Source organism: Thermostichus vulcanus str. 'Rupite' (assembly GCF_022848905.1).
GTDB classification, from domain to species: Bacteria; Cyanobacteriota; Cyanobacteriia; order Thermostichales; family Thermostichaceae; genus Thermostichus; species Thermostichus vulcanus_A.
Genome location: NZ_JAFIRA010000030.1, coordinates 24,123 through 46,921, shown reverse-complemented (window position 1 = coordinate 46,921; position 22,799 = coordinate 24,123). Strand labels below are relative to the sequence as shown.

21 protein-coding genes, 1 pseudogene and 1 riboswitch are annotated in these 22,799 nt (G+C 57.8%); of the genes and pseudogenes, 15 read left to right on the top strand and 7 right to left on the bottom strand.

The genetic code is table 11. The features are described from left to right. Positions 1-108: 108 nt before the first annotated feature. Positions 109-1,488, bottom strand: a complete 1,380-nt coding sequence (locus JX360_RS11615; protein ID WP_244351005.1) for a nicotinate phosphoribosyltransferase — start codon at positions 1,486-1,488, stop codon at positions 109-111. Between the two features lie 251 nt (positions 1,489-1,739). On the opposite strand from JX360_RS11615, the gene JX360_RS11610 reads away from it, so the two are divergent. The 11 genes and pseudogenes from JX360_RS11610 to JX360_RS11560 all read left to right on the top strand — a co-directional run bounded on the left by JX360_RS11610 (position 1,740) and on the right by JX360_RS11560 (position 13,198). After that, positions 1,740-2,849, top strand: coding sequence for a cysteine hydrolase family protein (locus JX360_RS11610; RefSeq protein WP_244351003.1), 1,110 nt, complete (start codon positions 1,740-1,742; stop codon positions 2,847-2,849). 30 nt (positions 2,850-2,879) lie between these two features. Continuing rightward, complete coding sequence (locus JX360_RS11605) at positions 2,880-4,157, top strand: ATP phosphoribosyltransferase regulatory subunit (RefSeq protein ID WP_244351002.1); 1,278 nt, start codon at positions 2,880-2,882, stop codon at positions 4,155-4,157. Positions 4,158-4,331: 174 nt separating this feature from the next. Continuing rightward, on the top strand, positions 4,332-4,760 hold the full coding sequence (locus JX360_RS11600) for an ester cyclase (RefSeq protein ID WP_244351001.1): 429 nt from the start codon (positions 4,332-4,334) through the stop codon (positions 4,758-4,760). A 44-nt stretch (positions 4,761-4,804) separates the two neighbouring features. Further along, positions 4,805-5,611 carry a phytanoyl-CoA dioxygenase family protein gene (locus JX360_RS11595; RefSeq protein WP_244351000.1) on the top strand — a complete coding sequence of 269 codons (807 nt, stop codon included), beginning with the start codon at positions 4,805-4,807 and terminating at the stop codon, positions 5,609-5,611. Between the two features lie 82 nt (positions 5,612-5,693). Then, entirely contained in the window at positions 5,694-6,713 is a 1,020-nt protein-coding gene (locus tag JX360_RS11590; RefSeq protein WP_425244395.1) for an ABC transporter substrate-binding protein, read from the top strand. Next, positions 6,691-7,521 (top strand): ABC transporter ATP-binding protein, encoded by an 831-nt coding sequence (locus JX360_RS11585; protein WP_244350998.1) that lies wholly within the window; start codon positions 6,691-6,693, stop codon positions 7,519-7,521. The genes JX360_RS11590 and JX360_RS11585 overlap by 23 nt, the downstream gene beginning before the upstream one ends. Beyond that, positions 7,518-9,107: an ABC transporter permease gene (locus JX360_RS11580; RefSeq protein ID WP_244350997.1), complete on the top strand. Its 1,590-nt coding sequence runs from the start codon at positions 7,518-7,520 to the stop codon at positions 9,105-9,107. The genes JX360_RS11585 and JX360_RS11580 overlap by 4 nt, the downstream gene beginning before the upstream one ends. Next, positions 9,104-9,727 carry an aromatic-ring-hydroxylating dioxygenase subunit beta gene (locus JX360_RS11575; protein ID WP_244350995.1) on the top strand — a complete coding sequence of 208 codons (624 nt, stop codon included), beginning with the start codon at positions 9,104-9,106 and terminating at the stop codon, positions 9,725-9,727. Before JX360_RS11580 ends, JX360_RS11575 begins: the two co-directional genes overlap by 4 nt. A gap of 78 nt (positions 9,728-9,805) precedes the next feature. Beyond that, a complete protein-coding gene (locus JX360_RS11570; protein WP_244350994.1) occupies positions 9,806-11,095 on the top strand; it encodes an aromatic ring-hydroxylating oxygenase subunit alpha in 1,290 nt (429 codons plus the stop codon). 378 nt (positions 11,096-11,473) lie between these two features. Continuing rightward, positions 11,474-12,311: pseudogene (locus JX360_RS11565) on the top strand (IS630 family transposase). A 32-nt stretch (positions 12,312-12,343) separates the two neighbouring features. After that, the gene (locus JX360_RS11560) at positions 12,344-13,198 is read left to right on the top strand and encodes an ATP phosphoribosyltransferase regulatory subunit (protein ID WP_244350993.1); all 855 of its coding nucleotides are present in this window, start codon (positions 12,344-12,346) and stop codon (positions 13,196-13,198) included. 79 nt (positions 13,199-13,277) lie between these two features. On the opposite strand, the gene JX360_RS11555 is transcribed toward JX360_RS11560, so the two are convergent. Together JX360_RS11555 and JX360_RS11550 are read right to left on the bottom strand one after the other, a co-directional pair. Further along, complete coding sequence (locus tag JX360_RS11555; RefSeq protein ID WP_244350992.1) at positions 13,278-13,817, bottom strand: pentapeptide repeat-containing protein; 540 nt, start codon at positions 13,815-13,817, stop codon at positions 13,278-13,280. A gap of 174 nt (positions 13,818-13,991) precedes the next feature. Further along, positions 13,992-15,458 carry an aminotransferase-like domain-containing protein gene (locus tag JX360_RS11550; RefSeq protein WP_244350991.1) on the bottom strand — a complete coding sequence of 489 codons (1,467 nt, stop codon included), beginning with the start codon at positions 15,456-15,458 and terminating at the stop codon, positions 13,992-13,994. 193 nt (positions 15,459-15,651) lie between these two features. On the opposite strand from JX360_RS11550, the gene JX360_RS11545 reads away from it, so the two are divergent. Both JX360_RS11545 and JX360_RS11540 read left to right on the top strand, forming a co-directional pair. Further along, positions 15,652-15,921 (top strand): hypothetical protein, encoded by a 270-nt coding sequence (locus JX360_RS11545; protein WP_244350990.1) that lies wholly within the window; start codon positions 15,652-15,654, stop codon positions 15,919-15,921. Between the two features lie 16 nt (positions 15,922-15,937). Next, complete coding sequence (locus tag JX360_RS11540) at positions 15,938-17,206, top strand: URC4/urg3 family protein (protein ID WP_244350989.1); 1,269 nt, start codon at positions 15,938-15,940, stop codon at positions 17,204-17,206. 9 nt (positions 17,207-17,215) lie between these two features. Here the strand turns inward: JX360_RS11540 and JX360_RS11535 are convergent, their stop codons facing one another. Both JX360_RS11535 and cobO read right to left on the bottom strand, forming a co-directional pair. Next, positions 17,216-18,634, bottom strand: coding sequence for a cobyrinic acid a,c-diamide synthase CobB (locus JX360_RS11535; RefSeq protein WP_244350988.1), 1,419 nt, complete (start codon positions 18,632-18,634; stop codon positions 17,216-17,218). Between the two features lie 36 nt (positions 18,635-18,670). Continuing rightward, on the bottom strand, positions 18,671-19,294 hold the full coding sequence (cobO, locus tag JX360_RS11530) for a cob(I)yrinic acid a,c-diamide adenosyltransferase (protein WP_425244394.1): 624 nt from the start codon (positions 19,292-19,294) through the stop codon (positions 18,671-18,673). 161 nt (positions 19,295-19,455) lie between these two features. Here cobO and JX360_RS11525 point away from each other — a divergent pair, with 161 nt between their 5' ends. Together JX360_RS11525 and metK are read left to right on the top strand one after the other, a co-directional pair. Beyond that, positions 19,456-19,824: a hypothetical protein gene (locus tag JX360_RS11525; protein WP_244350986.1), complete on the top strand. Its 369-nt coding sequence runs from the start codon at positions 19,456-19,458 to the stop codon at positions 19,822-19,824. Between the two features lie 172 nt (positions 19,825-19,996). Further along, positions 19,997-20,108, top strand: a riboswitch (SAM riboswitch). A gap of 206 nt (positions 20,109-20,314) precedes the next feature. Then, entirely contained in the window at positions 20,315-21,562 is a 1,248-nt protein-coding gene (gene metK / locus JX360_RS11520) for a methionine adenosyltransferase (RefSeq protein ID WP_244350985.1), read from the top strand. 173 nt (positions 21,563-21,735) lie between these two features. On the opposite strand, the gene JX360_RS11515 is transcribed toward metK, so the two are convergent. Beyond that, positions 21,736-22,254: a MogA/MoaB family molybdenum cofactor biosynthesis protein gene (locus tag JX360_RS11515; protein WP_244350984.1), complete on the bottom strand. Its 519-nt coding sequence runs from the start codon at positions 22,252-22,254 to the stop codon at positions 21,736-21,738. Positions 22,255-22,267: 13 nt separating this feature from the next. Beyond that, the gene (locus JX360_RS11510; protein ID WP_244350983.1) at positions 22,268-22,768 is read right to left on the bottom strand and encodes a hypothetical protein; all 501 of its coding nucleotides are present in this window, start codon (positions 22,766-22,768) and stop codon (positions 22,268-22,270) included. Between the last annotated feature and the right edge of the window lie 31 nt (positions 22,769-22,799).

Genomic DNA, 22,799 nt, shown 5'->3' with positions numbered 1-22,799 from the left:
CATTATCGGCATTCGGTTGGAAAGGTGTTGGAATACATCAACGACCCACACCACGGCTGAATCAATTCAGCCTGTGCGCTTATATCCCCCGGTTAGAAACCGGGGGCTTTACGCTGGTTTTCGTAAGGTTCCTGTCGTAGGGTTTGAATCTTTCACCTGTTGCAAAGCCTCGGTCAGGCTCATCGGCCAGGGATCCGGCTGACGCAATTGCCGCACACCATCTGGAAGTCGGATCACCGAGGCTCGGCTGGTGTGGGCGATGGTCTCCAAGTCCGGCAAGGGATCCAGGAGCACCCCCGCCTGCATCACTTTGCGCAACAACGGTTCACAGCCGGGAGGTGGAGGTTCCTCTGCTTGACCGAGCCAATCGGAGTTGGGGCCGCGGAAGATCTGCTTACGACCTGGAAGGGTTGCCTTGGCAAAGGACGCTTTGGCCACCGGGATGCTGTTAATTTCCACCAACTTATACACCCCATTCACCCCTTCCCCACTGACCAAGCGGGTGCCGACCCCATAGCCGCTAATCGGGGCCTGAGAGCGATGTAGCCGTTCAATTTCGTACTCATCCAAATCCCCGCTCACAAACACTGGGGATCCCTGGGGCAAGATTTGTTTCACCTGGCGAGACAGATCTTCTAAATCCCCGGAGTCGATACGCACACCGCCAAACTCCCCCCGGGATCCCAGCTGGTCGGGACTGTCTGCCGCAAACAGCCGCGCCGCGGTACGCGCCCCCTGAATCGGATCGTAGGTGTCGATGAGCAAAGCCGCCTGAGGAAAGTAGCGCTGAAAAGACTGAAAGGCATGGGTTTCATCCCCAGACAGAGCGGCAATCGCCATCACCAGGGAATGGGCCATCGTGCCTGCCGGTTTTCGACCCAATTTCAGGGCCGCCAACACATTGGAGGTGGCGTTAAACCCTGCTGCTAGAGAGGCTCGTGCTGCCCACAACCCCGCTTGGGGACCAAAGGCTCGCCGTGTACCAAACTCCAGCAAAATCGCTTCATCTCCTGCCGCATCCCGCATGCGTGCCGCTTTGGTGGCGATCAGGGTTTGGTAGTTAAAGGTGGCCAACAAGTAAGTTTCCACCAGTTGCGCCTGCCACAAAGGTGCTTCGATGCGCACCAGAGGTTGGTTGGCAAATATGGCGGATCCCTCGGGCACCGCCCAGACATCCCCCTGAAACCGGCACTGTTCCAGTAAACTCCAGAACCGCTCCGGCGCGTCGGCAAAAATCCCCGTGTCCCGCAACGCCTGCAAAGACTCTGGGGTAAAGTGCAGCTGCTGCAGGTACTCCACCGCTTGGGTGAGGCCCATGGCGATCAAGTAACCGTAGTCGGGGGGCAGCCGACGCACAAATAGCTCGAAAGCTGCCGGCTGAGACTCTAGGCCCTCCCCTACATAGCAAGCGGCCATGGTGAACTGGTACAAGTCCGTCAGCAGACCATAGTCTTGGGGCTGCAGCGACGAAAAATCAGGGGCCAACATGAGGCAACCTCAGGGGAGAAGGCGATCTATTTATAGTAAAATCTACCATAATCAAGTACAGCTGTCAGGGGATCCCTACTTCAAATCAATGCCTGCACAGAAAGATTTCAACCTTTTCAGCTCGGATCCCTTGCAGAGATGATTTCCACTGACTGGACAACCCCAGTCATGCCATTTATAGTAAAAATAACCATAAATAAAGTCTTGCACTCCGACGCTTTAGCCAACAGACACCACTGCAGACAAACACCATGATCACCACTGTACAGGGGTTAACCGCTGATACCCCCCCTGCCGGAACCTTACCCTTACCCCCCCACTTTCAGGTTGAGCGGGTGGGAGAAGTGTGGCGTGTGCCTTACCAACACCGGGCGGCGGAAGCTGAGGCTTGGGCCAGGCAGCACGGGATCCCTGCGGCGGCTACGGATCGGGTACGGGTAGGCTTGCTGCTGATCGATGTGCAGAATACCTTTTGTATTCCGGGGTTTGAATTGTTTGTCGCCGGCAGCTCTGGACTGGGGGCGGTGGAGGACAATCAGCGCCTTTGCCAGTTCATTTACCGCAACCTGGCCCGGATCACCCAAATCATTCCCACCCTCGATACCCATACGGCCATGCAGATCTTCCACCCGATCTTTTGGGTGGATGGGCAGGGATCCCATCCGCAACCGGCAACCGCGATCTCGGTGGCCGACATTCGCTCCGGTCGCTGGCAGGTCAATCCCGCTGTGGCTGCCAGCCTCACCCAAGGAGATCTAACTGCTCTCCAGGCTCATGCCCTCCACTATGCGGAGCAACTGGAGCAGGGCGGGAAGTATCCTCTTATCGTCTGGCCCTACCACTCCATGTTGGGGGGTATTGGCCATGCCTTGGTGCCGGCGGTGGAGGAGGCGATTTTCTTCCACAGTTTGGCTCGTCATAGCCAGGCCAGTTTGGAACTGAAAGGGGCCAACCCCCTGACAGAGAACTATTCGGTGCTCAGCCCGGAAGTTTTGACTGGGCCAGAAGGGGATCCCATCGACGAAAAAAACGATCCGCTGATTCGCTATTTGCTGGGGTTTGATGCGTTGATCGTCGCGGGTCAAGCCAAAAGTCACTGTGTAGCCTGGACGGTGAGTGATCTCCTGCAGGAAATCCAGACCCAAGATCCGAAGCTGGCCCAGAAGATCTACCTTTTGGAAGATTGCACCTCGGCGGTGGTGATCCCAGGGGTGGTGGATTTTAGCGAGCAGGCGGAAGCGGCCTTTGCCACGTTTGCGGCAGCAGGGATGCACCGGGTACGCTCCACCGATCCCATGGAGGACTGGCCTGATTTCCCTCGGGATTCTGGGAGCGCTGCACCAACCCAACATCCGCTATGATGCGGCAGGACAGCGTGCCAGAGCGTAACCGTGTACGATGCAGACTCCCGCCTAGCCGTGGGATCCCCCACCAGCCCCAGCAGCTTGCGGCCACCCAGCGGCGCTCGGGATTTCTTGCCGCGTGAGGTCCAGCGGCGGGAATGGTTGGAGTCTCAACTGAGCCAGGTGTTCCAGCGCTATGGCTATCAGCGCATCATTACCCCTACTCTAGAACGGTTGGAAACGCTGCTGGCCGGGGGATCCATCCAGGCGGAGTCTGTACTGCAACTGCGGGATAGCGAAGGGACGATGCTGGGGTTGCGCCCAGAACTGACCGCTTCCATTGTGCGGGCAGCGGCAACTCGTCTCTCTTCTGGGCCCTTGCCTTTGCGGCTTTACTACCATGGCAGCGTTTTTCGCAACAGCCAGCGGGAGGAGGGATCCAGCAGTGGGCAGGAATTTTTCCAGTCGGGGGTGGAGCTGATCGGGGCTGGGGGTTGGCTGGCGGATGCCGAGATCCTGACGCTGCTGGCCGATTGTATTCGTTCCGTCGGTCAGGGCGCTGCTACCCCCTTCGGGCACGCAAGCGAAGGCGGGAACGGGATCCCCGATTGGACGCTGTTGTTGGGGGATGTGAGTCTCACCGAAAGTTTGCTTAGCCCCATTGCCCCCACTGCCCAAGCGGCAGTTCGACGCGCCATTGCCCAATTGGATTATGTCTATCTGGAGTCAGCACCCTTACCGGAAGCAGCTCGCCAGATTGGATCCCAGATTTTAGCGCTGCGGGGCCAGCCCAGCCGTGTTTTGCCACAGTTGGCGCAGTTGCCCGTGCCAGCCGATCGGTTGCGCGATTTGCAACAACTTTGCCAAGTTTTGCAGGAGCAACAGGTGCAAGTGGTGCTGGATCTGAGCCTGGTTCAAACCTTGGCTTACTACACGGGCATCGTTTTTCAGGCGGTGGTGGGTGGCGAAGTCGTGGGCTTGGGAGGCCGCTACGATCGGCTGCATGCTCTCTACAGCCCTCATCAGGCAGAACAGGCCGGGATCGGCTTTACGCTGCTACCCGATACCCTGCTCCGGCTCTTGCCCCCTGCCCATAAACCGGATGGGAGCGGTTGCCGACGGTTGGTGGTTCCTTTGGTACCGGCAGGGATCCCGCAGGCGCTGGCTTTAGCGGCCCAGTGGAGACAGTCTGAGCCCGTGGAACTGGAATTGCTGGATCGCTCCCCAGAAGAGGTGGAAGCCTATGCCCGTCAATGCCGGATCCCGGAGGTTGCTTGGGTACAAGCGGATGGCAGCTTTCACCTCACCACCTTGAATTTCAACTAAAGTGCTGCTGAATACCAAATCCGACTTGTACCATACAAGTACTATACAAATTGAGGGATATTGAAGATGCACCGCGAAGCCCCTTGATACTCCCTTCGTTGCTGAATCAATGCCGGTTACACGGGGAGCGTGCCACCCTATCCATACAGGCCACTAGAGGGATCCCTAACTAACATGGTCACCAATGCCGATATCGTTCGCGAGTACCATACCCGTCTCTGGGCCAAAGGGGATCTGAGCGCAGTTGAGGACTACTGGCTACCCACAGCCGAAGTTCACATGACCGGCTTTGATGGCAATGGGATTGATGTGGTCAAAGCCGATGTAGAACGCTATTTCAAGGCATTTCGGGAGGTGGAGACCCAGATCCATCACCTCGTCAGCGAAGGGGATATGGTGGTGTTGCACTGGTCCACAAGCGGCCTACACGTAGATACCTACGACGATATTCCCGCCACTCACAAGCGAATCACCATGACGGGCATCGATTTGCTGCGTCTGTCGGAGGGCCGCTTTGTAGAATGTTGGTCGATGTGGGATGGCCTGTCGGTCTACGAGCAACTGGGGGTGCTGAGACTAGAGAGACAGTCCTCCCCCCAGTAGACCGCCGATAGCCAACTTCACGGCAGCTGCTAAGGATCCTGCTGATGGCGTTACCCACCCGACTCCAGCTCAAATCTGCCATGAAGCTTCTGGAGATATCCCCCCGTCCAGACCCTCATCTGTCTCAGCAGATCGCCCGGGATGGCGTGGCGGTGCTCTCAGGGATCCTTGAGCCCAACCTGTGTACTGCCTTAATTCGAGCGATTGATCATTTACGGGCCAAGCCGGGGCCGCATTTTCGGACACTGTCTCCAGTCGGTCTGCCCGTGGTTCAAAGCGATTTATTTCGCTGGCCTGAGGATGCAACCCTGACCCAGGTGGTAACCGAAGGGATCCTGCCCCAATTGGCTGCCAGTATCTTTGGCACCGATTCCGTTGTCTTGCTAGAAGATCAGTTTTTCTACTCGGAGGCAAGAGCCCAAACTCTTAGCCCCTGGCATCAGGATCACCCCTATCACCCGCTGGAGCCCTGGTTCTTGACCTTCTGGATCCCATTGGATCCTGTCCTGGCGGGGCAGGGATTACGGGCTGTGGTGGGATCCCATCGCGGGCCTCTTTTTGCCCCCGTTGAATTTTCGGCGGCGGAGGCCACGTTGACCGCCGCAGGAGACACGCTTGCTCCCGTCCCTGATATTGATGGAGATCTTGCAAACAGCAGGCTGGGGCCAGAGGTCAACATTCTTGCCCCCCCCTTCGAGCCCGGGGATGTGATGATTCTGGACTCTCGCACGCTCCATGCAGGAGGCAAAGCCTGTCCCCATCCCTTCCGGCGCATTTCCATTCGCTACGCTCATCCCGAGACCCACATTGTGGAGCGAGCTTGGCCTGTGGCGGCCTTTTGGCAGGAGTAGTAGCTACAGGTACAGAATCCACCTCCCAGTTGAGGCACCGTTTGAACAGTGAGCTTTGTTGTTCCTGTCTCAAGCGTGGTTGATGTTTAAGCCTCATTCCGTCTCTCGCCGCAGCGCCATCAAACTCTTGGGGGCTGGTGGTGCGCTTGTGGCTGGCTCCCCATTGCTGCGCACTCCCGATGCCCGGGCTGCCATCTCGGTGGGCTTTCAGCTTTCCTGGCTGCACTCGGTGCAGTTTGGCGGCAGCTACATCGCTCAGGACAAAGGCTACTGGGCTGAAGAGGGGTTAGAAGTAAGCCTGGTGCCCGGCGGCCCCAACGCTCCCGTCGAGCCACCCGTTGTCAGTGGCACCGCATTGATGGGCATTTCGGCGGCAGACTACACGGCTGCTGCGGTCTCACAGGGGGCTCCCTTCAAGATCATCGCCGTGGCGATGCAAAACAACCCCTTCACCATCGCCTCGCTGCCGGACAACCCGGTCAACGAGCCCAAGGATCTGGAGGGCAAGAGCATCGGCATGGCCATCGCCAACACCCCCGTGTTGCAGACCCTCTGCACCCTCAACAATGTGGACATCGACCAGATCACCATCATCCCCACCCAGTACGATGCGGCCCCCTTGGTGAATGGAGAGGTGGACTGCCTGCTGTGCTGGCTCACGGATCTGCCCGTGGCCATGACCGTCCAGGGGATCGACAACGTCACCATGTTGATGGCCGACTACGGCTACACCGTCCACAGCCAGACCTACATTGTTCTAGAAGAGAGCCTAAAAACCCGTCGTGGGGAGGTGATTGGCCTGCTGCGCGGGGAGATTCGCGGCTGGCAGGACTATCGAGCCGACACGGATGCGGCAGCGGAGTTGACGCTGGAGCTGTTCCCAGATGCAGGACTGGATCTAGAAACCCAGAAGCTACAAGCCAGCGAACAACTGAAGCTGATGTTCTCGGATTTGACCGACCAGAATGGCTTTGGCTGGTTTACTGACGAGACGGTGGCCGCCAATGTGGAGACCCTCAACCTGCTGGGGAAGGAGGTCACCCCAGCCCTCTGGGATCGCTCAATTTTAGAAGAAATCTATGGCGGTCAATCTACCATCTAGGGCCAACCTCAGGGATCCCAGGGCCATCCAGCCCCCAGAGGTGCGGGTGGTGGAGGGCAGCAAGATCTTTGGCTGGGGGCCAACTCGGGTGCCAGCCCTGGCGGATATCAATCTGCGGCTACAGCCGGGATCCCTGACGGCATTGGTGGGGCCATCCGGCTGTGGCAAATCCACTCTGCTAAGGGCGATCGCAGGTCTGGAAACCCTCTCCAGCGGCGAGGTGTTGATCGATGGCCAGCCCCCGGCTGTGGTGAAAAAGCGAGGGGAGATCGCCGTGGCTTTTCAGGATCCCTCGTTGCTGCCCTGGCGCAGCGTGGAGTCCAACGTGGCTCTGGCCCAAACCCTAGCCCAGCAGCCGGTGGATCGAGCTGGGATCCGGGAGCTGTTGGCGCGGGTGGGCTTGGAGGGATTTGAACGGGCCAAACCGGCAGAATTGTCGGGAGGAATGCGGCAACGGGCGGCCATTGCCCGCTGTCTGATCACCCAGCCTCGACTGTTGTTGTTGGATGAGCCCTTTGGGGCGGTGGATGAGCTAACCCGACGACGGCTGAATCTGGAGTTGCCCCGCCTCTGGGAAAACCGGGGGACGACGGCCCTGTTGGTCACCCACTCCATCGATGAGGCGGTGCTGTTGGCCGATGAGATCCTGGTGATGAGCGTGAGGCCAGGCCGGATCGTGGCTCGGATCCCGGTGACGTTGCCTCGCCCCCGGCAGGCTCAGATTTTGCGCTCTCCGGAGTTTCATCACCTAGTCGCTCACGTCTCAGAGGCATTGGGGCTGGAGCAGGTGTTGGAGGTGCAGCGGTGAACCGGCTTGGGCCTGGGGCAAGAGGGACACTGATCGGGGTGAACAGCCTGCTCATCGTTGGGGGCTTGCTGGTGGCCTGGGAGCTGCTGGTTCGGCTTTTGCTATCGGAACGCTATATTTTGGCGGCCCCCAGCGCCATTGTGGATCGGTTGGCCAGTCGCTCCGACCTATATGCTCGGGCCCTACTGGTCACCCTGCGGGAGGCGTCTTGGGGCTTCCTGTACGGCAATGGGGCGGCCATGCTGTTGGCCATGCTGGTGGCCTTGTTTCCCGTGAGCGAGCGATTGATCCAAAACCTGGCCCTGGTGGTGTTTTGTCTGCCGCTGGTGGCCACAGGGCCGGTGCTGCGGGTGATCTTTGGCACCTCCGATGGCCCACAAATTACCCTGGCGGCCCTGGCGGTCTACTACACCACCTTTGTGTCCTTGGTGGTGGGACTGCGGGCCATTCCCGCCAGTTGGGCCGATCTGGTGGCCAGCTATGGTCGGGGCCGACTGGCGATGCTGCGGTATGTGCGGGCCCGAGCGGCGGTGCCCTATTTGGTGGCGGGGTTGCAGGTGGCGGCGCCAGCGGCGGTGCTAGGGGCGATGGTGGGGGAATTTACCGGGGCCGAACGGGGCATGGGGGTGCTGGTGATCCAAGGGATCCGGTCGCTGGATGTGGTGGCCACGTGGACGGTAGCCAGCCTAGCAACGGTGGCTTCAATCGCGGTTTATGGTCTGGCGGTGGCGTTTGGGCGGTGGCTCTCTCCGGGCACCCCTCCTCTTCTGCTGACGGCCCGACCCAACCGCAAGCCCTCAGCCGCAACACTATGGATCTCTTTGGGGATGGCGGCCTTGACGGGTCTGCTGATTCTGCTGATGTGGCAGATCAGCATGGATTGGCTCAATTTGAACCGTTTCTTCGCCAAGCGACCGGGGGATGTCTGGGAGTTTCTGGTCACCCATGCCAACGCTAGATCCCATCGAGAGCAAGTATTCCAGGCTCTGGGATCCACCCTAGGGGTGACGCTGCCAGGCTATTTTGTCGGCCTGATGGTGGGCTTGCTCACGGCCTGTGTCTTTGAGCTGTTCCCGTGGGTGCGGCGGGGGGTGATGCCCGTGGCCATTGCCCTACGTTCGGTGCCCATCATCACCACGGCCCCGCTGGTGATCATCCTCCTAGGCCGAGGCGGAGCCAGCTTAATCACGCTGGTGGCGGTGATGACCTTTTTCCCCACCTTGATCGCCTGTGCCCAGGGGTTGCGGCAGGTGCCGGGCCAGGTGGTGGATGTGTTCAACACCTTTGCCGCCGGTCGGTTGAGGATCCTGGTCTTGGCCCGTCTCCCGGCGGCATTGCCCGCCTTCTTTGCTGGGGCTCGCATCGCGGTGCCCACTGCGGTGCTGGCGGCAACCGTGGCAGAATGGCTGGCCACCGGCACCGGCATCGGCAATCTGATGGCCCTCACCTACTCCACCAGCAACTACGGTTTGTTGTGGAGCGCGGTGGTGCTGCTGACGGCGGTCTCGGTGGCGGGGTACAGCCTGGTGGTCGGGTTAGAACGGTTGGTGTTGTCGCAGGTGGCCCCTGAGCAGGTGGTGGGATGAGTGCTGCACACCTCTCGGCTCAACGGGGGCTTGAGGGGGTTAAGGCCCTCTACGATGACCTGGCCGCTGAGCGGGATTGGGTGCTGTCGGCACCTCTGGCCACCCCTCAGGCTCTTGTGGCAGACGTAGAGCGCTTTTTGGCCCTGGAAGCCCGCCTGTTGGATGCGGGGCATTTTGAACGCTGGCTCCAGCTCTGGGATCCCCAGGGTTGGTACTGGATCCCGTTGCGGCGGGACAGTCACCCAGGCACAGATCAGGCCCTATTTTTGGACGATTGGCGACGATTGCAGGAGCGGGTCTGGCGGCTTAGGGATCCCTATGCCTGGGGGATCCAGCCCCTGCCCGAGATGGTACGGGCTATCACCAGTGTCGAAGCCTGGGAGCACCCCCACAAGGACCTTGCCGAAGGAACCATAGTGGCCAGCAGTACCCTAATCCTGCAGGTGGTTGCGGGATCCCAGCCCCGCCAGGTGGTGGCCCGTCAGATCCACCGCTTGCGCCTCATAGCTGAGGGAGCAACCCCTGAGGGGCCAACTGTTGCAGGGTTCCAGATACTCCGCAAAACCCTGCTGATTCCCGAGCTCGCCCGGGGATCCCAGCATTTGGGCTGGCTGCTGTAGGCTTTGCAGCCCCCCTAGTGGTTCCTCGGTTCCATCAGACGCTTCCAAAAGAAACAAACCTGTTCCCGGACTCTCGCCATGGTTTTTCCCGCCGCCAATCCTCCTGATTTTGACAGGTTGATCCAGTCGGATCGGGTACATCGTCATCTCTATACGGATCCTGCCCTATTTGAGCTGGAGATGGAGCGCATCTTCGGGGGGACGTGGATCTACTTGGGGCACAACAGCGAGATTCCTCAGCCAGGCTCCTTTGTGCGCCGGACGATGGGTCGTCGCCCTATCCTGCTGACGCGGGGGCGGGATGGCCAGATTCATGGCCTGTTCAACCGATGCACCCACCGTGGCACCCTCCTGGTCACAGCAGAGAAAGGATGTAGCAAGCGCCTGACCTGTCCCTATCACGGCTGGTGTTTTGACCTGGATGGTCACCTGCGCAATCTGCCTGTGGCCGACAGCTACGCCAACCCCCGCAAGGGGTCGTTTCATCTAGGCCAGCTGCGGGTGGAGACCTATCGGGGCTTGATCTTTGGCACCCTGGCCGCAGAGCCACTGGAGCTGGTGAACTGGCTCGGAGCGGCGTTGCCCTGGCTGGATCAGCACCTCAATCGCCATCCCAACGGCACCATCCGACTGCTGGACTCCCCGGTTCGGCTAGAGTTTGCGGGCAACTGGAAGCTGCTGTGGGACAATGCTGCCGATGGGATCCATGCCACCTTTGCCCACCGCTCCTACAACCAATTGGGTCACCAGGCCCACACGGAGACCGTTCTGGCCCGCAATCCGGCCAATACCCCGATGGTCAGCCAAACCCTGGATCACGGCCATTGTGTGGTGGATCAACGACCTGGGATCCCGGAGGGGCCGTGGTCAACCATGCGACAACTGCCTACCCGCGAGGCCTTGGAGGGATCCCTACGAGTTCAGCACCCACCCCAACTGCTGGAGCTGGCCACCGGCAACATGGTTAACCTCAGCCTCTTTCCCAATTTGATATTGGTGGGTAACCAGCTAATGGTGGTGGAGCCCCTGGCGGTGGATCGCACCCGCATCACCCTCTACCTGGCGGTGGTGGAGGATGGGCCGGAGGAGATCAACCTGCTGCGGTTACGGGTGGAGGAGGATTTCGTCAGCTTTGGCACCCCGGATGATCTGGCGATCTTTGAGCGGATTCAGGAGGGGCTAGGGATCCCTGAGGAGGAGTGGCTGGATATCAGCCGGGGGGATCAAGCGGGGGATCGAGAGGATGAATGGGGCCGGGTCACAGGCTCGATTGCCAGCGAAGCTCCGATTCGAGCCTATTGGCAAGAGTGGAAACGACTGATGCGGGATCCCGTTCCCCTGCGGGTGCGGCGGGCCGTTGGCCACTGAGCTGCAGGCCATGTATCGCTCGGTGAGCACCTACCCTCTGCTGGCCGCCGACGCGGTCACCACCAGTGTGGAAAATCTGCCCCTGAAGGCCCACTGACCCGGATCCCGGCAGGATGCCCACTGCTGGGATCGGAATCAAGGTTGTATTCGATGCCAGGAACCAGACTTGAACTGGTGACACGAGGATTTTCAGTCCTCTTACTTGCTTTCTCAATCACTTTTCTGTAGCAGATCCTAGGGTTTGGAAATTCTTGTTTCACCACCAGCTTCACCATTTTAGCAAAGGGATGTACTGCTAGCACTTATAGTCGATTCAGTTGGGAGTGAGACAACATTGAGGGTAAGATGGCGTGGATATAACCTGTTGGAGGGAGCTTCATGAGCTACAGCTTAGACTTGAGGGAGAGAGTTGTAAAGTATGTTGAGGAAGGGGGCAGTCCAACGAAAGCTGCCCAGCTCTACGACGTCAGTCGTGCAACTATTTATCGCTGGCTAGGCCGAGAAGACCTCAGCCCAACCGTGGTCAAAAGACGGGAGCGAAAAATGAGCTGGGCTGCCCTAAAAGAACATGTGGAGCAGTACCCAGAAGCTAAGTTAAAGGACAGAGCTGAGAAGTTCGGCGTTCAACCGAGTGCTATTCATTATGCTCTCAAGCAGATGAAAATAACGCGAAAAAAAAGAGTTAAGGTATCGAGAACGAGACTGGCAAGAGAGAATCAAGTACTACAGGGTCTTGCGGGAGTTCATACGGAAATATGGCAGTGATAGCTTAGTTTATATTGACGAGACGAGTTTTGATGAGATATGTACTTGTGTTTATGCTTGGGCAAAGAGAGGGAAAAAAGTTTATGGAGAGAAGCAAGGGAAGCAAGAGAGCCTAGTGGCAGGTAGGAGGAAAAAGAAGAAGGACTGGATAGCACCTATGCTTTTTCAAGGCAGCTTAAATGCAGAAGGATTTGAAGGGTGGCTGGAGCGATACTTCATACCGAGCTTGGAGAGGCCATCTGTTTTAATTATGGATAATGCACCAATTCATTGTAAGGGTAGGATAAAGGAGTTGGTGGAAGCTGGGGGACATGAGGTAGTCTTTCTGCCCAGGTACTCTCCGGATCTAAATGACATAGAGCATGATTTTAGTGCTCTCAAGAGGGCAAGGATGCATGCCGACATTGGAACTTCTATTGATGAAGTGATTCGGAACTACTGTGCTTGCTAGCGTCTCATTCTTGTTTGAATTGACTATAACAGGTGGAGCTGATCGGGGCTGGGGGTTGGCTGGCGGATGCCGAGATCCTGCTGCTGCTGGCCGATTGTATTCGTTCCGTCGGTCAGGGCGCTGCTACCCCCTTCGGGCACACAAGGGAAGGCGGGAACGGGATCCCCGATTGGACGCTGTTGTTGGGGGATGTGAGTCTCACCGAAAGTTTGCTTAGCCCCATTGCCCCCACTGCCCAAGCGGCGGTTCGACGAGCCATTGCCCAATTGGATTATGTCTATCTGGAGTCAGCACCCTTACCGGAAGCAGCCCGCCAGATTGGATCCCAGATTTTGGCGCTGCGGGGCCAGCCCAGTCGGGTTTTGCCACAGTTGGCGCAGTTGCCTGTGCCAGCCGATCGGTTGCGCGATTTGCAACAACTTTGCCAGGTCTTGCAGGAGCAACAGGTGCAGGTGGTGTTGGATCTGAGCCTGGTTCAAACCTTGGCTTACTATACGGGCATTGTCTTTCAGGCGGTGGTGGGTGGCGAGGTCGTGGGCTTAGGAGGCCGCTACGATCGGCTGTATGCTCTCTACAGCCCTCATCAGGCAGAACAGGCCGGGATCGGCTTTACGCTGCTACCCGATACCCTGCTCCGGCTCTTGCCTCCTGCCCATAAACCGGATGGGAGCGGTTGCCGACGGTTGGTGGTTCCTTTGGTGCCGGCAGGGATCCCGCAGGCGCTGGCTTTAGCGGCCCAGTGGAGACAGTCTGAGCCCGTGGAACTGGAATTGCTGGATCGCTCCCCAGAAGAGGTGGAAGCCTATGCCCGTCAATGTCGGATCCCGGAGGTTGCTTGGGTACAAGCGGATGGCAGCTTTCACCTCACCACCTTGAATTTCAACTAAAGTGCTGCTGAATACCAAATCCGACTTGTACTATACAAGTACTATACAAGAGGAATATTGAAGCCTGGGAGCACCCGTTTTAGCGCAGGCTGCCGTCGGGCATGGTGGTGTTCTGGAAGATGACTTGGTTCAGTTCCGCCAAGTTCAGGTGAGCGTGCGTCAGGTTGGCCGCCGTCAGATTAGCCCCTGACAAATCGGCGCTGATCAGATCTGCAGATTGCAATTGACAGTGGCTGAGGTTGGCTCGCTTGAGCACCGCCCGTTGCAGGGATCCCTGTTGTAGATTGGCTTCTCTGAGATCCGCCTCGTTGAGGGTGGCCCACATCAGGTTGGTGTTGGCGAGGGTGGCCTTTTGCAATTGGGCATAGTCGAGACTGGCTCGCCGCAGGTCGGCATGGCTGAGATCGGCTTCTGACAACTTAGCTTCGATCAGGATGGCCCGGCGCAGATTAGCCCCGGTCAGGTTGGCTCCGCTCAGATCTGCCCTCGACAAATTGGCCCGGTGCAGGTTAATGTCCCGCAGATCGGCTCCCCGCAGATCGGCCCGGCGCAGATCCGCCAAAGGAAATTCCCGCTCCCCTTCTTGATACTTGGCAAGCAGCTGAGCCACATCCATCATGGTCGGATCCCTTGCAGAGAATGCTCACCTCTATTTCACCCCGAAGATTGCCGGATGACCTGAGAATTGCGGATTGCCCTTCTGATTTTTTGACATTCCCTTCAGAGAACTTAATCCATCCGTCGTTCTGGCTGTGCTACCGAATACCCAACCCAAAGATGCCAAGCCTTCCGTTCATGTGAACTGGACTGATTCATGCCGCGTTTTCAGCAGGGATCCCACTCTTGCAACCCCCACTTCGATCATCTCCGGGACAACATTGGCAAAGGATAGTCGCAAAGCCGGATACCCTACCCCATCGGGGAAAAAGGCGGATCCCTCCAGCACCAACACATCGGCAGCCCGCGCCTGTTGCGCTAGCTTTTGCATCTGAAAGCGGTAGTGTTCCGGCAGTTGCACCCAGAGGTACATGCCCCCTTCCGGGATCGTCCAGCGAGCTTCCTCCGGGAAATGGGTTTCCAGTGCGCAGAGCATTTGGTTACGATTTTGCAGCAGTTGCGCCCGTACCTGTTGCAGATGGCGACGATAGTGACCATGGGCCAAGTATTCGCTTACCACCGCTTGGGGCAGAGAAGCCGTGTGAATATCCGTCAAGTAACGCTGCTCTAGCAGCGCCGGGTATTGGGAAGGCGGCACCACCAAGTAGCCAACCCGTAAGCCAGGCGACAGAGTTTTGGAAAAGGTGCCCACATAGGTGACTAGGCCCTCGCTATCTAGGGCTTTGAGGGGAGGTGGAGCGGATCCAAAATGCAGGGCTTCATAGGCGTTGTCTTCCAAAATCGGGCAATGGTACTGAGCCGCAAGGTGCAGCAGCTGTTGCCGGTGGGAGATGTGGGTAGTTAGGCCGGTAGGATTATGCAGAGAACTGATGGTGTAGATCAATTTAGGGCGATGGCTTTGCAGGTAGCGCTCTAGCAGGTCGAGATTCATGCCTTCTCGATCCATTGGGATCCCGATCAAGCGGCAGCCCAGTTGCTCCAGAAGGGCTTGTGTACTAAAAAAGGTTGGGCTCTCCACCACCACCCAATCCCCCGGTTGTAGGTGATGCCGCATCGCCAAAGACAGACCCTGCATCGCCCCATTCACAATTAAAATTTCGTCAGCACTGGCTTCTAGTCCCAATTGCAGAACGAGGTTGGCGATCTGGTGTCGCAGGCGGCTCTGCCCCTCAATGGCATCGTAGGAAAAGATGCTGTCGCTGTCGTTGGAAACCCGGCGAACAATGCGGGCCAAATCGTTGGGGGGATTTTGCGGCAAGGCACAGCTGAGATCGATCACCCCCGGTTGTTGTTTGGCCTGGATGGAACGGGCATAAATGGCAAATGGACGGTTGGACTGGGTTTCGCAGAGCACCACATCCTGCGCGGGCTCAAAGCCACTCGGTTTGCTGGGGGCCGGGATCCCAACCGGATCGACAAAGTAGCCGGATCCCTGGCGGGCGTGGATCAACCCCTGGGCCAACAGCCGATCGTAGGCTTCGATCACCGTCAATTTGTTCACCTGTAGAGTTTTGGCCAAGGTGCGAATGGAGGGCAACCGTTCTCCTGGCAACAGGGATCCCGACTGGATCAGGGCTTGCAGACGATCCTGAATCTGCAGATACATCGGTTGCGAAGAGTCCCGATCAAGCAGAATGCGCATAGCCACTCTCAGCTCAAAACCTTAGCTGCAGCCTATACGATCCCTGCCCGGATCCCAGCGGTACAGTTACCAGCCAGTTCACCAGTACAGTTGTCAGACCTGAGAACTGGTCTAGCCAAAAGAGTGCAAACTGTATCTACACAAGCCTTAGTCCATCGCCGAGAGTGGGGAAAGCCGCGTTTGGAACCGACCGATGCAACACCTTTTGATTCCCAGTAGCCGCCAGATTACCGCTGCGGATCTCTCCCCCCGTCGGCAAAAACTGGCCCACCTGGCCCGTACTGTTCTGAAGGCCCTAGTGGCGCAATTTGCCCCCAGTGAAGATCCTAAAATTTGGCGACGACGGGATCCCTCTGGCCGTTGGGTTTGGGAGATTCGCTATGGGCAGGAACAGATCACCCTCAGCGAAGAAGATCAGGTGCGGCAGTGGGTGGAGCGCCACTACTACCATCTCAGACGTTAGCCGAAGGAAACCCTCGATGCTGACCGGTGTTGATTTGGAAAAACGCGTGGCTTATTTCCACACGCCCCAAGCGATTCGGGATCGCTGTAAGCTGCTATTCGAGCGGGTTTTAGCGGATGAATCGGAGCACTTTCAGTTGGATCTCAACCGACTGGGATCCGTGGCGGACTACGTGCTCACCACGATGCAGACCCACTATCCCAGCGGAGACATTCCCTTCCACAGCCGCTGGCGACATTTTCAGGTGGGATCCGGGGATCGTCCTCCGGACGACGCGGAGGGTCATCGCTTAGCCCGTCTGGAAAATCGATTAAAAGACCTGGATTTGCAGCAGCGGTTGCGGTGCAAGTGGGATCTCACCGTGCTCAGCGTATTGTTGGATGCTGGAGCGGGTTCCGCCTGGGTTTATCGGGATCCCGACAGTGGCCAAAGGGTGGGTCGTTCGGAGGGGTTGGCGCTGGCCAGCTTCGATTGGTTCTGGCGGGGCGGGCTTTCTAGCGATCCCCAGTTTCCTTTGCAGGTGGATGCGGCTGGGTTAGAGCGCATTACTCTGGCGGATCTAGCTGCCGCTTTTCAGGTGGGATCCGAAAATCCCCTGCTGGGGTTAGAAGGGCGCTGGCACCTGTTGCAACGGCTGGCGCGAGCTTTACGGGCCCAACCGCAGCGGTTTGGAGCCGATTTCCCCCGTCCGGGCCGATTGTGGGAAGCGATCCAACCCGAGAGCCTCCAGGGTGGGATCCAGGCAGCACAGGTCTTACGAGCCGTGTTGGCAGGGTTTGGCTCCATTTGGCCCGGTCGGGTTTCGTTGGCAGGGATCCCGTTGGGGGATGTCTGGCCCTATCCGCACTTGCCCCAAACGGAGGTGGGAAGCGATTGGGTGCCTTTTCACAAGTTGTCCCAGTGGATGACCTATTCCCTGCTGGAACCCTTGCAACAGGAGGGGATCCCGATTGAGGGATTGGAGGAGCTGACGGGCTTGGCGGAATACCGTAATGGCGGCTTGTTTGTGGATTTGGGGGTGATCCAACTCAAACAGCCGGAGATCGCCCAGCAGCCTTATCCTCCGGGTTCGACGGTGATTGTGGAATGGCGGGCTTTGACAGTGATCCTGCTGGATCAGGTGGCCACCCTGATTCGGGAAAAACTCGGTTGTTCTCCTCAAGAATTGCCCTTGGTCAAGATCTTGCAAGGAGGAACCTGGACAGCAGGACGAACCCTGGCGGCACAGCTGAGACCCGGTGCCATACCCCCAATCCAACTGCTCAGCGATGGGACGGTTTTCTAGGACTGTTTTTTAGGAAGGTTGGCGAGCGCAGGGCTCTCCTGTCGAGAGTCTTAAGAAGTTCTGTAATAATTTCAGGGCTAGGTCAGGACGGGATCCCCAGTGCAGATGTAAATAGGAAGCGTGAATCCGTGCCGTGGCCCATCCTTCCGACTGAGGTTGACCCAGGGATCCCCAGGTGTAGACCGGGTTGGCAGGAGCTGGCCAGCTGCGAGAGCGGTGAAATTCATGTCCCCGTAGGCGCTCCCCAGCTTGGGCCAGTAGAGTTGAGCGCAAAACAGTGGCCTCCCGGTAGCCCAAACACAGTTTTCCATCCATGCTCACTTGCAACGGCAACAGTCCTGCCATCGGATGAGTTTCCCCCTGGAAATCCGTAAGGGATTCTCCCAGCACCATCAGGCCGCCACACTCGGCATAGAGGGGTGGGTGGGCGGGCGGGATCGGATGTTGGCCGATCTTGTGGGATAAGGGATCCGCCCATAGTTCTGGGAACCCTCCCCCCAGCAACACCCCGGCACAGGGATCCGGCGGAAACAGCCCTTCCTGCAAAGGGGAATACTCCACCACTTCCGCCCCGCAAACCCTAAGCAAATCCAGATTGTCGGCGTAGTAAAAGTTAAAAGCCGCATCCCGGGCCACTGCTACCCGCACTGGACTAGGTAGCGAGGGGATCCCTGGCCACAGCTCCCCAACCGCCGGCGGGATCGGTCGGATCAAGGGCAAAAGCTGATCCCAATCCAGATACTGCTCTGCCAGGTCGGCCCAAGCGGCCTGCCACTGAGAAAAGGCTGGTAGTTCTTCTACGGGCACCAACCCCAGATGTCGGCTGGGCAACTGCAACTCCTCACAGCGGGGGAATTGGCCCAAGACCGGGATCCCCAGGGAAGCCACGGCCTGTTGCAAAATCTGCCCATGGCGCTCTGAGGCCACCCGGTTCAAGATCACCCCGGCCAGGGTGAGGCGGGGATCAAAACGGCTCAACCCATAGAGCAAAGCCGCCACCGTTGCCCCCATGCCCCGGCTATCGATCACCAGTACCACCGGGATCCCCAACAGGCGCGCCACATGGGCGCTACTGGCAAAATCGGTGATGCAGACCGAATCCGCAGATACCTGATCCCGCTCTGGGACACAGGGGGATCCCGCTGCGCGTCCGTCGAACAAACCCATCACCCCTTCCACCACAGCGCCATCCCGTCCCTGACAATGGTGGCGAAAACAGCGCTGCACAAAGGCTTCATCCGTTAAGAAGGGATCCAAATTGCGGCAGGGGATCCCGGTCACCGCCGTATGAAACATCGGGTCGATGTAGTCTGGCCCCACCTTGAAAGATTGCATCCGCAGGCCCTGCCGTTTGAGAGCCGCCAAAAGAGCCAGAGTGAGGGTGGTTTTGCCACTGCCACTGGCTGCCGCCGCCAGCAGAATTGCCATGATTTTGGATCCCGCCTTGTGGAGTTACCGATGGCGTTAAAACTCAACCCCAACTTGGGCTTTGATCCCCTGCTCACGGAAGGGGTGCTTAATCAGTTTCATTTCCGTCACCAAATCCGCCCGCTCAATCAACGGCTCAGGTGCCCCGCGCCCCGTCAAGATCACATGGACATGCTGCGGTTTCTCCGCTAGCCCTGCCAAAACCTGTTCCACCCGCAAATACCCCAACTTCAGGGCCACATTGATCTCATCCAAAAGCACCAACTGAAACTCCCCACGGGTGAACAATTCGCGCCCCTTTTCCCAAGCGGCCTCTGCATGGGCTATGTCCCGCTCCCGATCCTGTGTTTCCCAGGTAAAGCCCTCCCCCATGGCATGAAAGGCAATCTGCCCCCACCCCTGTGAGCTTTGATTGGCTAATTTTCGTAACAACTTGGCCTCTCCCGGATCCCAGGCCCCCTTAATAAATTGCACCACTGCCACCGAGAGTCCCTGCCCCAGTGCCCGAAAGATCATGCCGAAGGCGGCTGTGCTCTTGCCTTTGCCCTGGCCAGTATGCACGATGATCAACCCTTTGTTGTCCCGCATCCCCGCTAGGCGCTGCCGTTGCACCTGCTGCCGTTGCTGCATTTTTTGTTGGTGTCGCCGGTTTTGATCCATTAGGGATTCAGGCTCGATTGCCAGTTCTGTTGAGGTTGTTGCTGAGTTGGATCCAGAAGAAGACCACGGCAGTTGAGACATAATTGAGGTGATTGGCTGAAAGAACTTAAGATCGCGAGATCGCACACAGCAGACCGTCCTCATCCTATCGGGTTGAGCCTATGAAAGAACCGGCTGCCGTCTTTAGAGATAGCCTGCTGATCTACTGCTTCATCTGGGCAGTGCTGGCGGTAGGTTGTTTTCAAGTCTTGCCCCGCATCGAAGTCACCACGACTGCTGACCTGGAGCCCTGGCTGGTGCCCAGTTATTTGACTGGCTTGGGGGGATCCCTGTTGGCTGCTCTGGGTTCCATGCTCACGGCTTCTGCTGGAGATGTGCGTAGCCCGGAGGGCAAAAATTATCGACATCGCCTGGCTTGGGGGCTGGGTGCAGTGGGGTTCATCGGCATTCTCTTCCCACTGGGATTAACTGGGTTTGTGTTTCTCAATGCGGCGCGGGACACCGATTGGTTCCGGGGGCTGTTTGGCTGAGGGGCGCAAGCTGATCCTTGTTCAAGGATTTGTGAGAAGGTGCAACATCGCAAAATAGCACCCCCCAACCCTACCCACCTCTGACACCGTTTCGCCGTGCAGGTAAGGTGCCCCGTTCGACAGTTGTTTGACAGATTGCCGAGTATTAGGGGTAACATAGCCTTAGTTCCGTTCTTTATCCAGAGCAGACTGAGGGATCAGGCCCAATGAAGCTGCGGCAACCCGGCGGAAGTCTCCGCTACGGTGCTAACTCCTGCGGTTAGTCAGTAACCGAAAGATAAAGGAAAAGAGTTTTTTCAAGGTGGATCCCTCGGGTGTGAGGGGTTTTCTTGGTAAATTCACCCTTTAGCGGCTCCTACAGCACTGATAGGTCTAGGTCAGTCCTCTAGCCCCTGCGGGTTCGAGGGATCCACAGCAACCTTCATCTCTCCAGCGGATGGGGAACGAACGGGTCAGTATCGTTTTTCATCTTTCATCAAGGAGAAGTCCGTTGTCCAAGTCGTTTTTGTTTTCCTCTGAGTCGGTGACGGAAGGGCACCCCGATAAGATTTGTGATCAGATCTCTGATACCATCCTCGATGCTCTCTTGACGGCGGATCCCTTCAGTCGGGTGGCAGCAGAAGTGGTGGTCAACACCGGCTTGGTGATCCTAACGGGCGAGATCACCTCACAAGCGCAGGTCAACTTCACTCGCTTGGTGCGGGAAAAGGTGGCGGAAATTGGCTATACCGACGCCAAAAATGGGTTTTGCTCCGAAAGTTGTGCCGTCTTGGTGGCGTTCGATGAACAGTCCCCGGACATTGCCCAAGGGGTGAACGTCGCTTTGGAAAATCGCGGATCCCAAGAAGATCACTTCGACTCGGTTGGGGCTGGGGATCAGGGCTTGATGTTTGGCTTTGCCTGCGATGAAACCCCGGAGTTGATGCCCTTGCCGATTAGTCTGGCCCATCGTCTTAGCCGCCAACTGGCTACAGTTCGCAAAAACGGTACCCTGCCCTACCTACGCCCCGATGGGAAAACTCAGGTGACGGTTGCCTACGAGGGCGGTCGCCCGGTCGGGATCCACACGCTGCTCATTTCCACTCAGCACACCCCAACCATTGGATCGATTACCGACGATGCTGCGGTGCAAGAACGGATTCGAGCTGACCTTTGGGACGCTGTGGTCACACCGGTTTTTAAGGAGTTGACGGTTAGACCGGACGGCAACACCCGTTTTCTGACCAATCCCACCGGCAAGTTTGTCATCGGTGGCCCCCAGGGGGATGCGGGCTTAACCGGGCGCAAGATCATCGTCGATACTTATGGGGGCTACTCTCGTCATGGGGGCGGTGCCTTTTCCGGCAAGGATCCCACCAAGGTGGATCGCAGTGCTGCCTATGCTGCCCGCTACGTGGCCAAAAACATTGTTGCCGCGGGGCTAGCCCAAAAGTGTGAGGTGCAGGTCAGTTACGCAATTGGGGTGGCTCGCCCGATCAACATTTTGGTAGAAACCTTTGGTACAGGGCGCATTTCTGATGAAGAACTGCTGCGCTTGGTACAGCGCCATTTCGACCTCAGGCCGGCAGCCATCCTGGCTCAGTTCCAACTGCGGGAGTTGCCCCAGCAACGGGGAGGCCGTTTCTATCAAAACGTGGCTGCCTATGGACACTTTGGCCAAACTCATTTGGATCTGCCCTGGGAGCGCACCGACAAAGCTGCTCTGTTGCAAGAGGAAGCCCTTTCTGTGGTTGCTTAAGCCTTGCTGGCATTTCTAGATACATCTATCATTTCTAGATACATCTATTTCTAGATACATCTCTAGATATTTTTCTACTAGATGTTGCCTAGATAGGAATTGGGGATCCCTAACCGCCCACTGCCTTGGGTCTAGGTTGGGATCCCTGTTCTTGCTTAATCCGTTTATCAAACTTAATGTTTGCCTTGGTACATTTGCTTGACGAGGTGGGGAAGCTCCGGCAGGATTAGTTTTTCTATGGCCAGTTGCACTGCTGCCGTTGAGCCAGGCATGGAAAAAATGAGGGCTTTGCCATGGATCCCGGCAATGGCCCGCGAGGCGATGGCCCGACTGCCAACTTGGGTGTAGCTTAGGTAGCGGAAGATCTCCCCAAAACCCGGCAAAGTTTTTTCCAGTAAGCTCTCAATGGCATCGTAGGTGGTGTCGCGGGGGGCAATGCCCGTTCCACCATTTAACAGGATGACCGGCAGGGATCCGGCCCAATCCTGGACGAGTTGCCGAATCGCTTCCGGCTCATCTTTGAGGATTTGGTATTGGCTCACCTGATGGCCCGCCTCTTGCAAAGCCCTACAGATCAACTGGCCACTGGAATCGGTTGCGATGGTACGGGTATCGCTGACGGTGATCACCCCGCAGGGCAATGAATTCAGATCCAACAAATCCAGATCAGAGGAAGACACAAAAGAAGACATAGAAAGGGATCCCTTAAGGCTCTGGGGGGTCAACACCCAACGGTTGAGGGTGAGCATTGGGTTGAGGGGATGCCGATGGGCTGAGCAGGTGGCGTAGCTTAGGGGAAAGCTCCTGCAATTGTCCCAGCAATACATTCAGGGAAATGGCCGATTCTGGAGAAAACAGGGATCCCGTGGCAATGGGGGAAGGGATCTGCGGCGATAGGGGGGAATAAGGCCGGGGTATGGCTGTGTGAGCCGCCAGCGCCAAGGAACGGATCAGCTCCTGTTGTTCTTGCCACAGAGATTGGCTCATTTCGGGTGGAAAGGTGATGCGAGGACAGCCCCGTCGTTGCCAAAGGCGCAGGATGTGTTCGACAGAGGTGGCCTTGTACCGGCCTTGGTAGAGAGATTCTAAGAGGGCCGCCGGGATCCACCGAGTTGGGAACACTTTGCTCCAGCGCTCCACCCAAACTTGGCCGGATTGCTGATCCAGTTCAAACCCATAGCGTTCCAGGAAGGTGGCGGGATCCATCGAACCATCATGACCCAACAAGACTCAAACC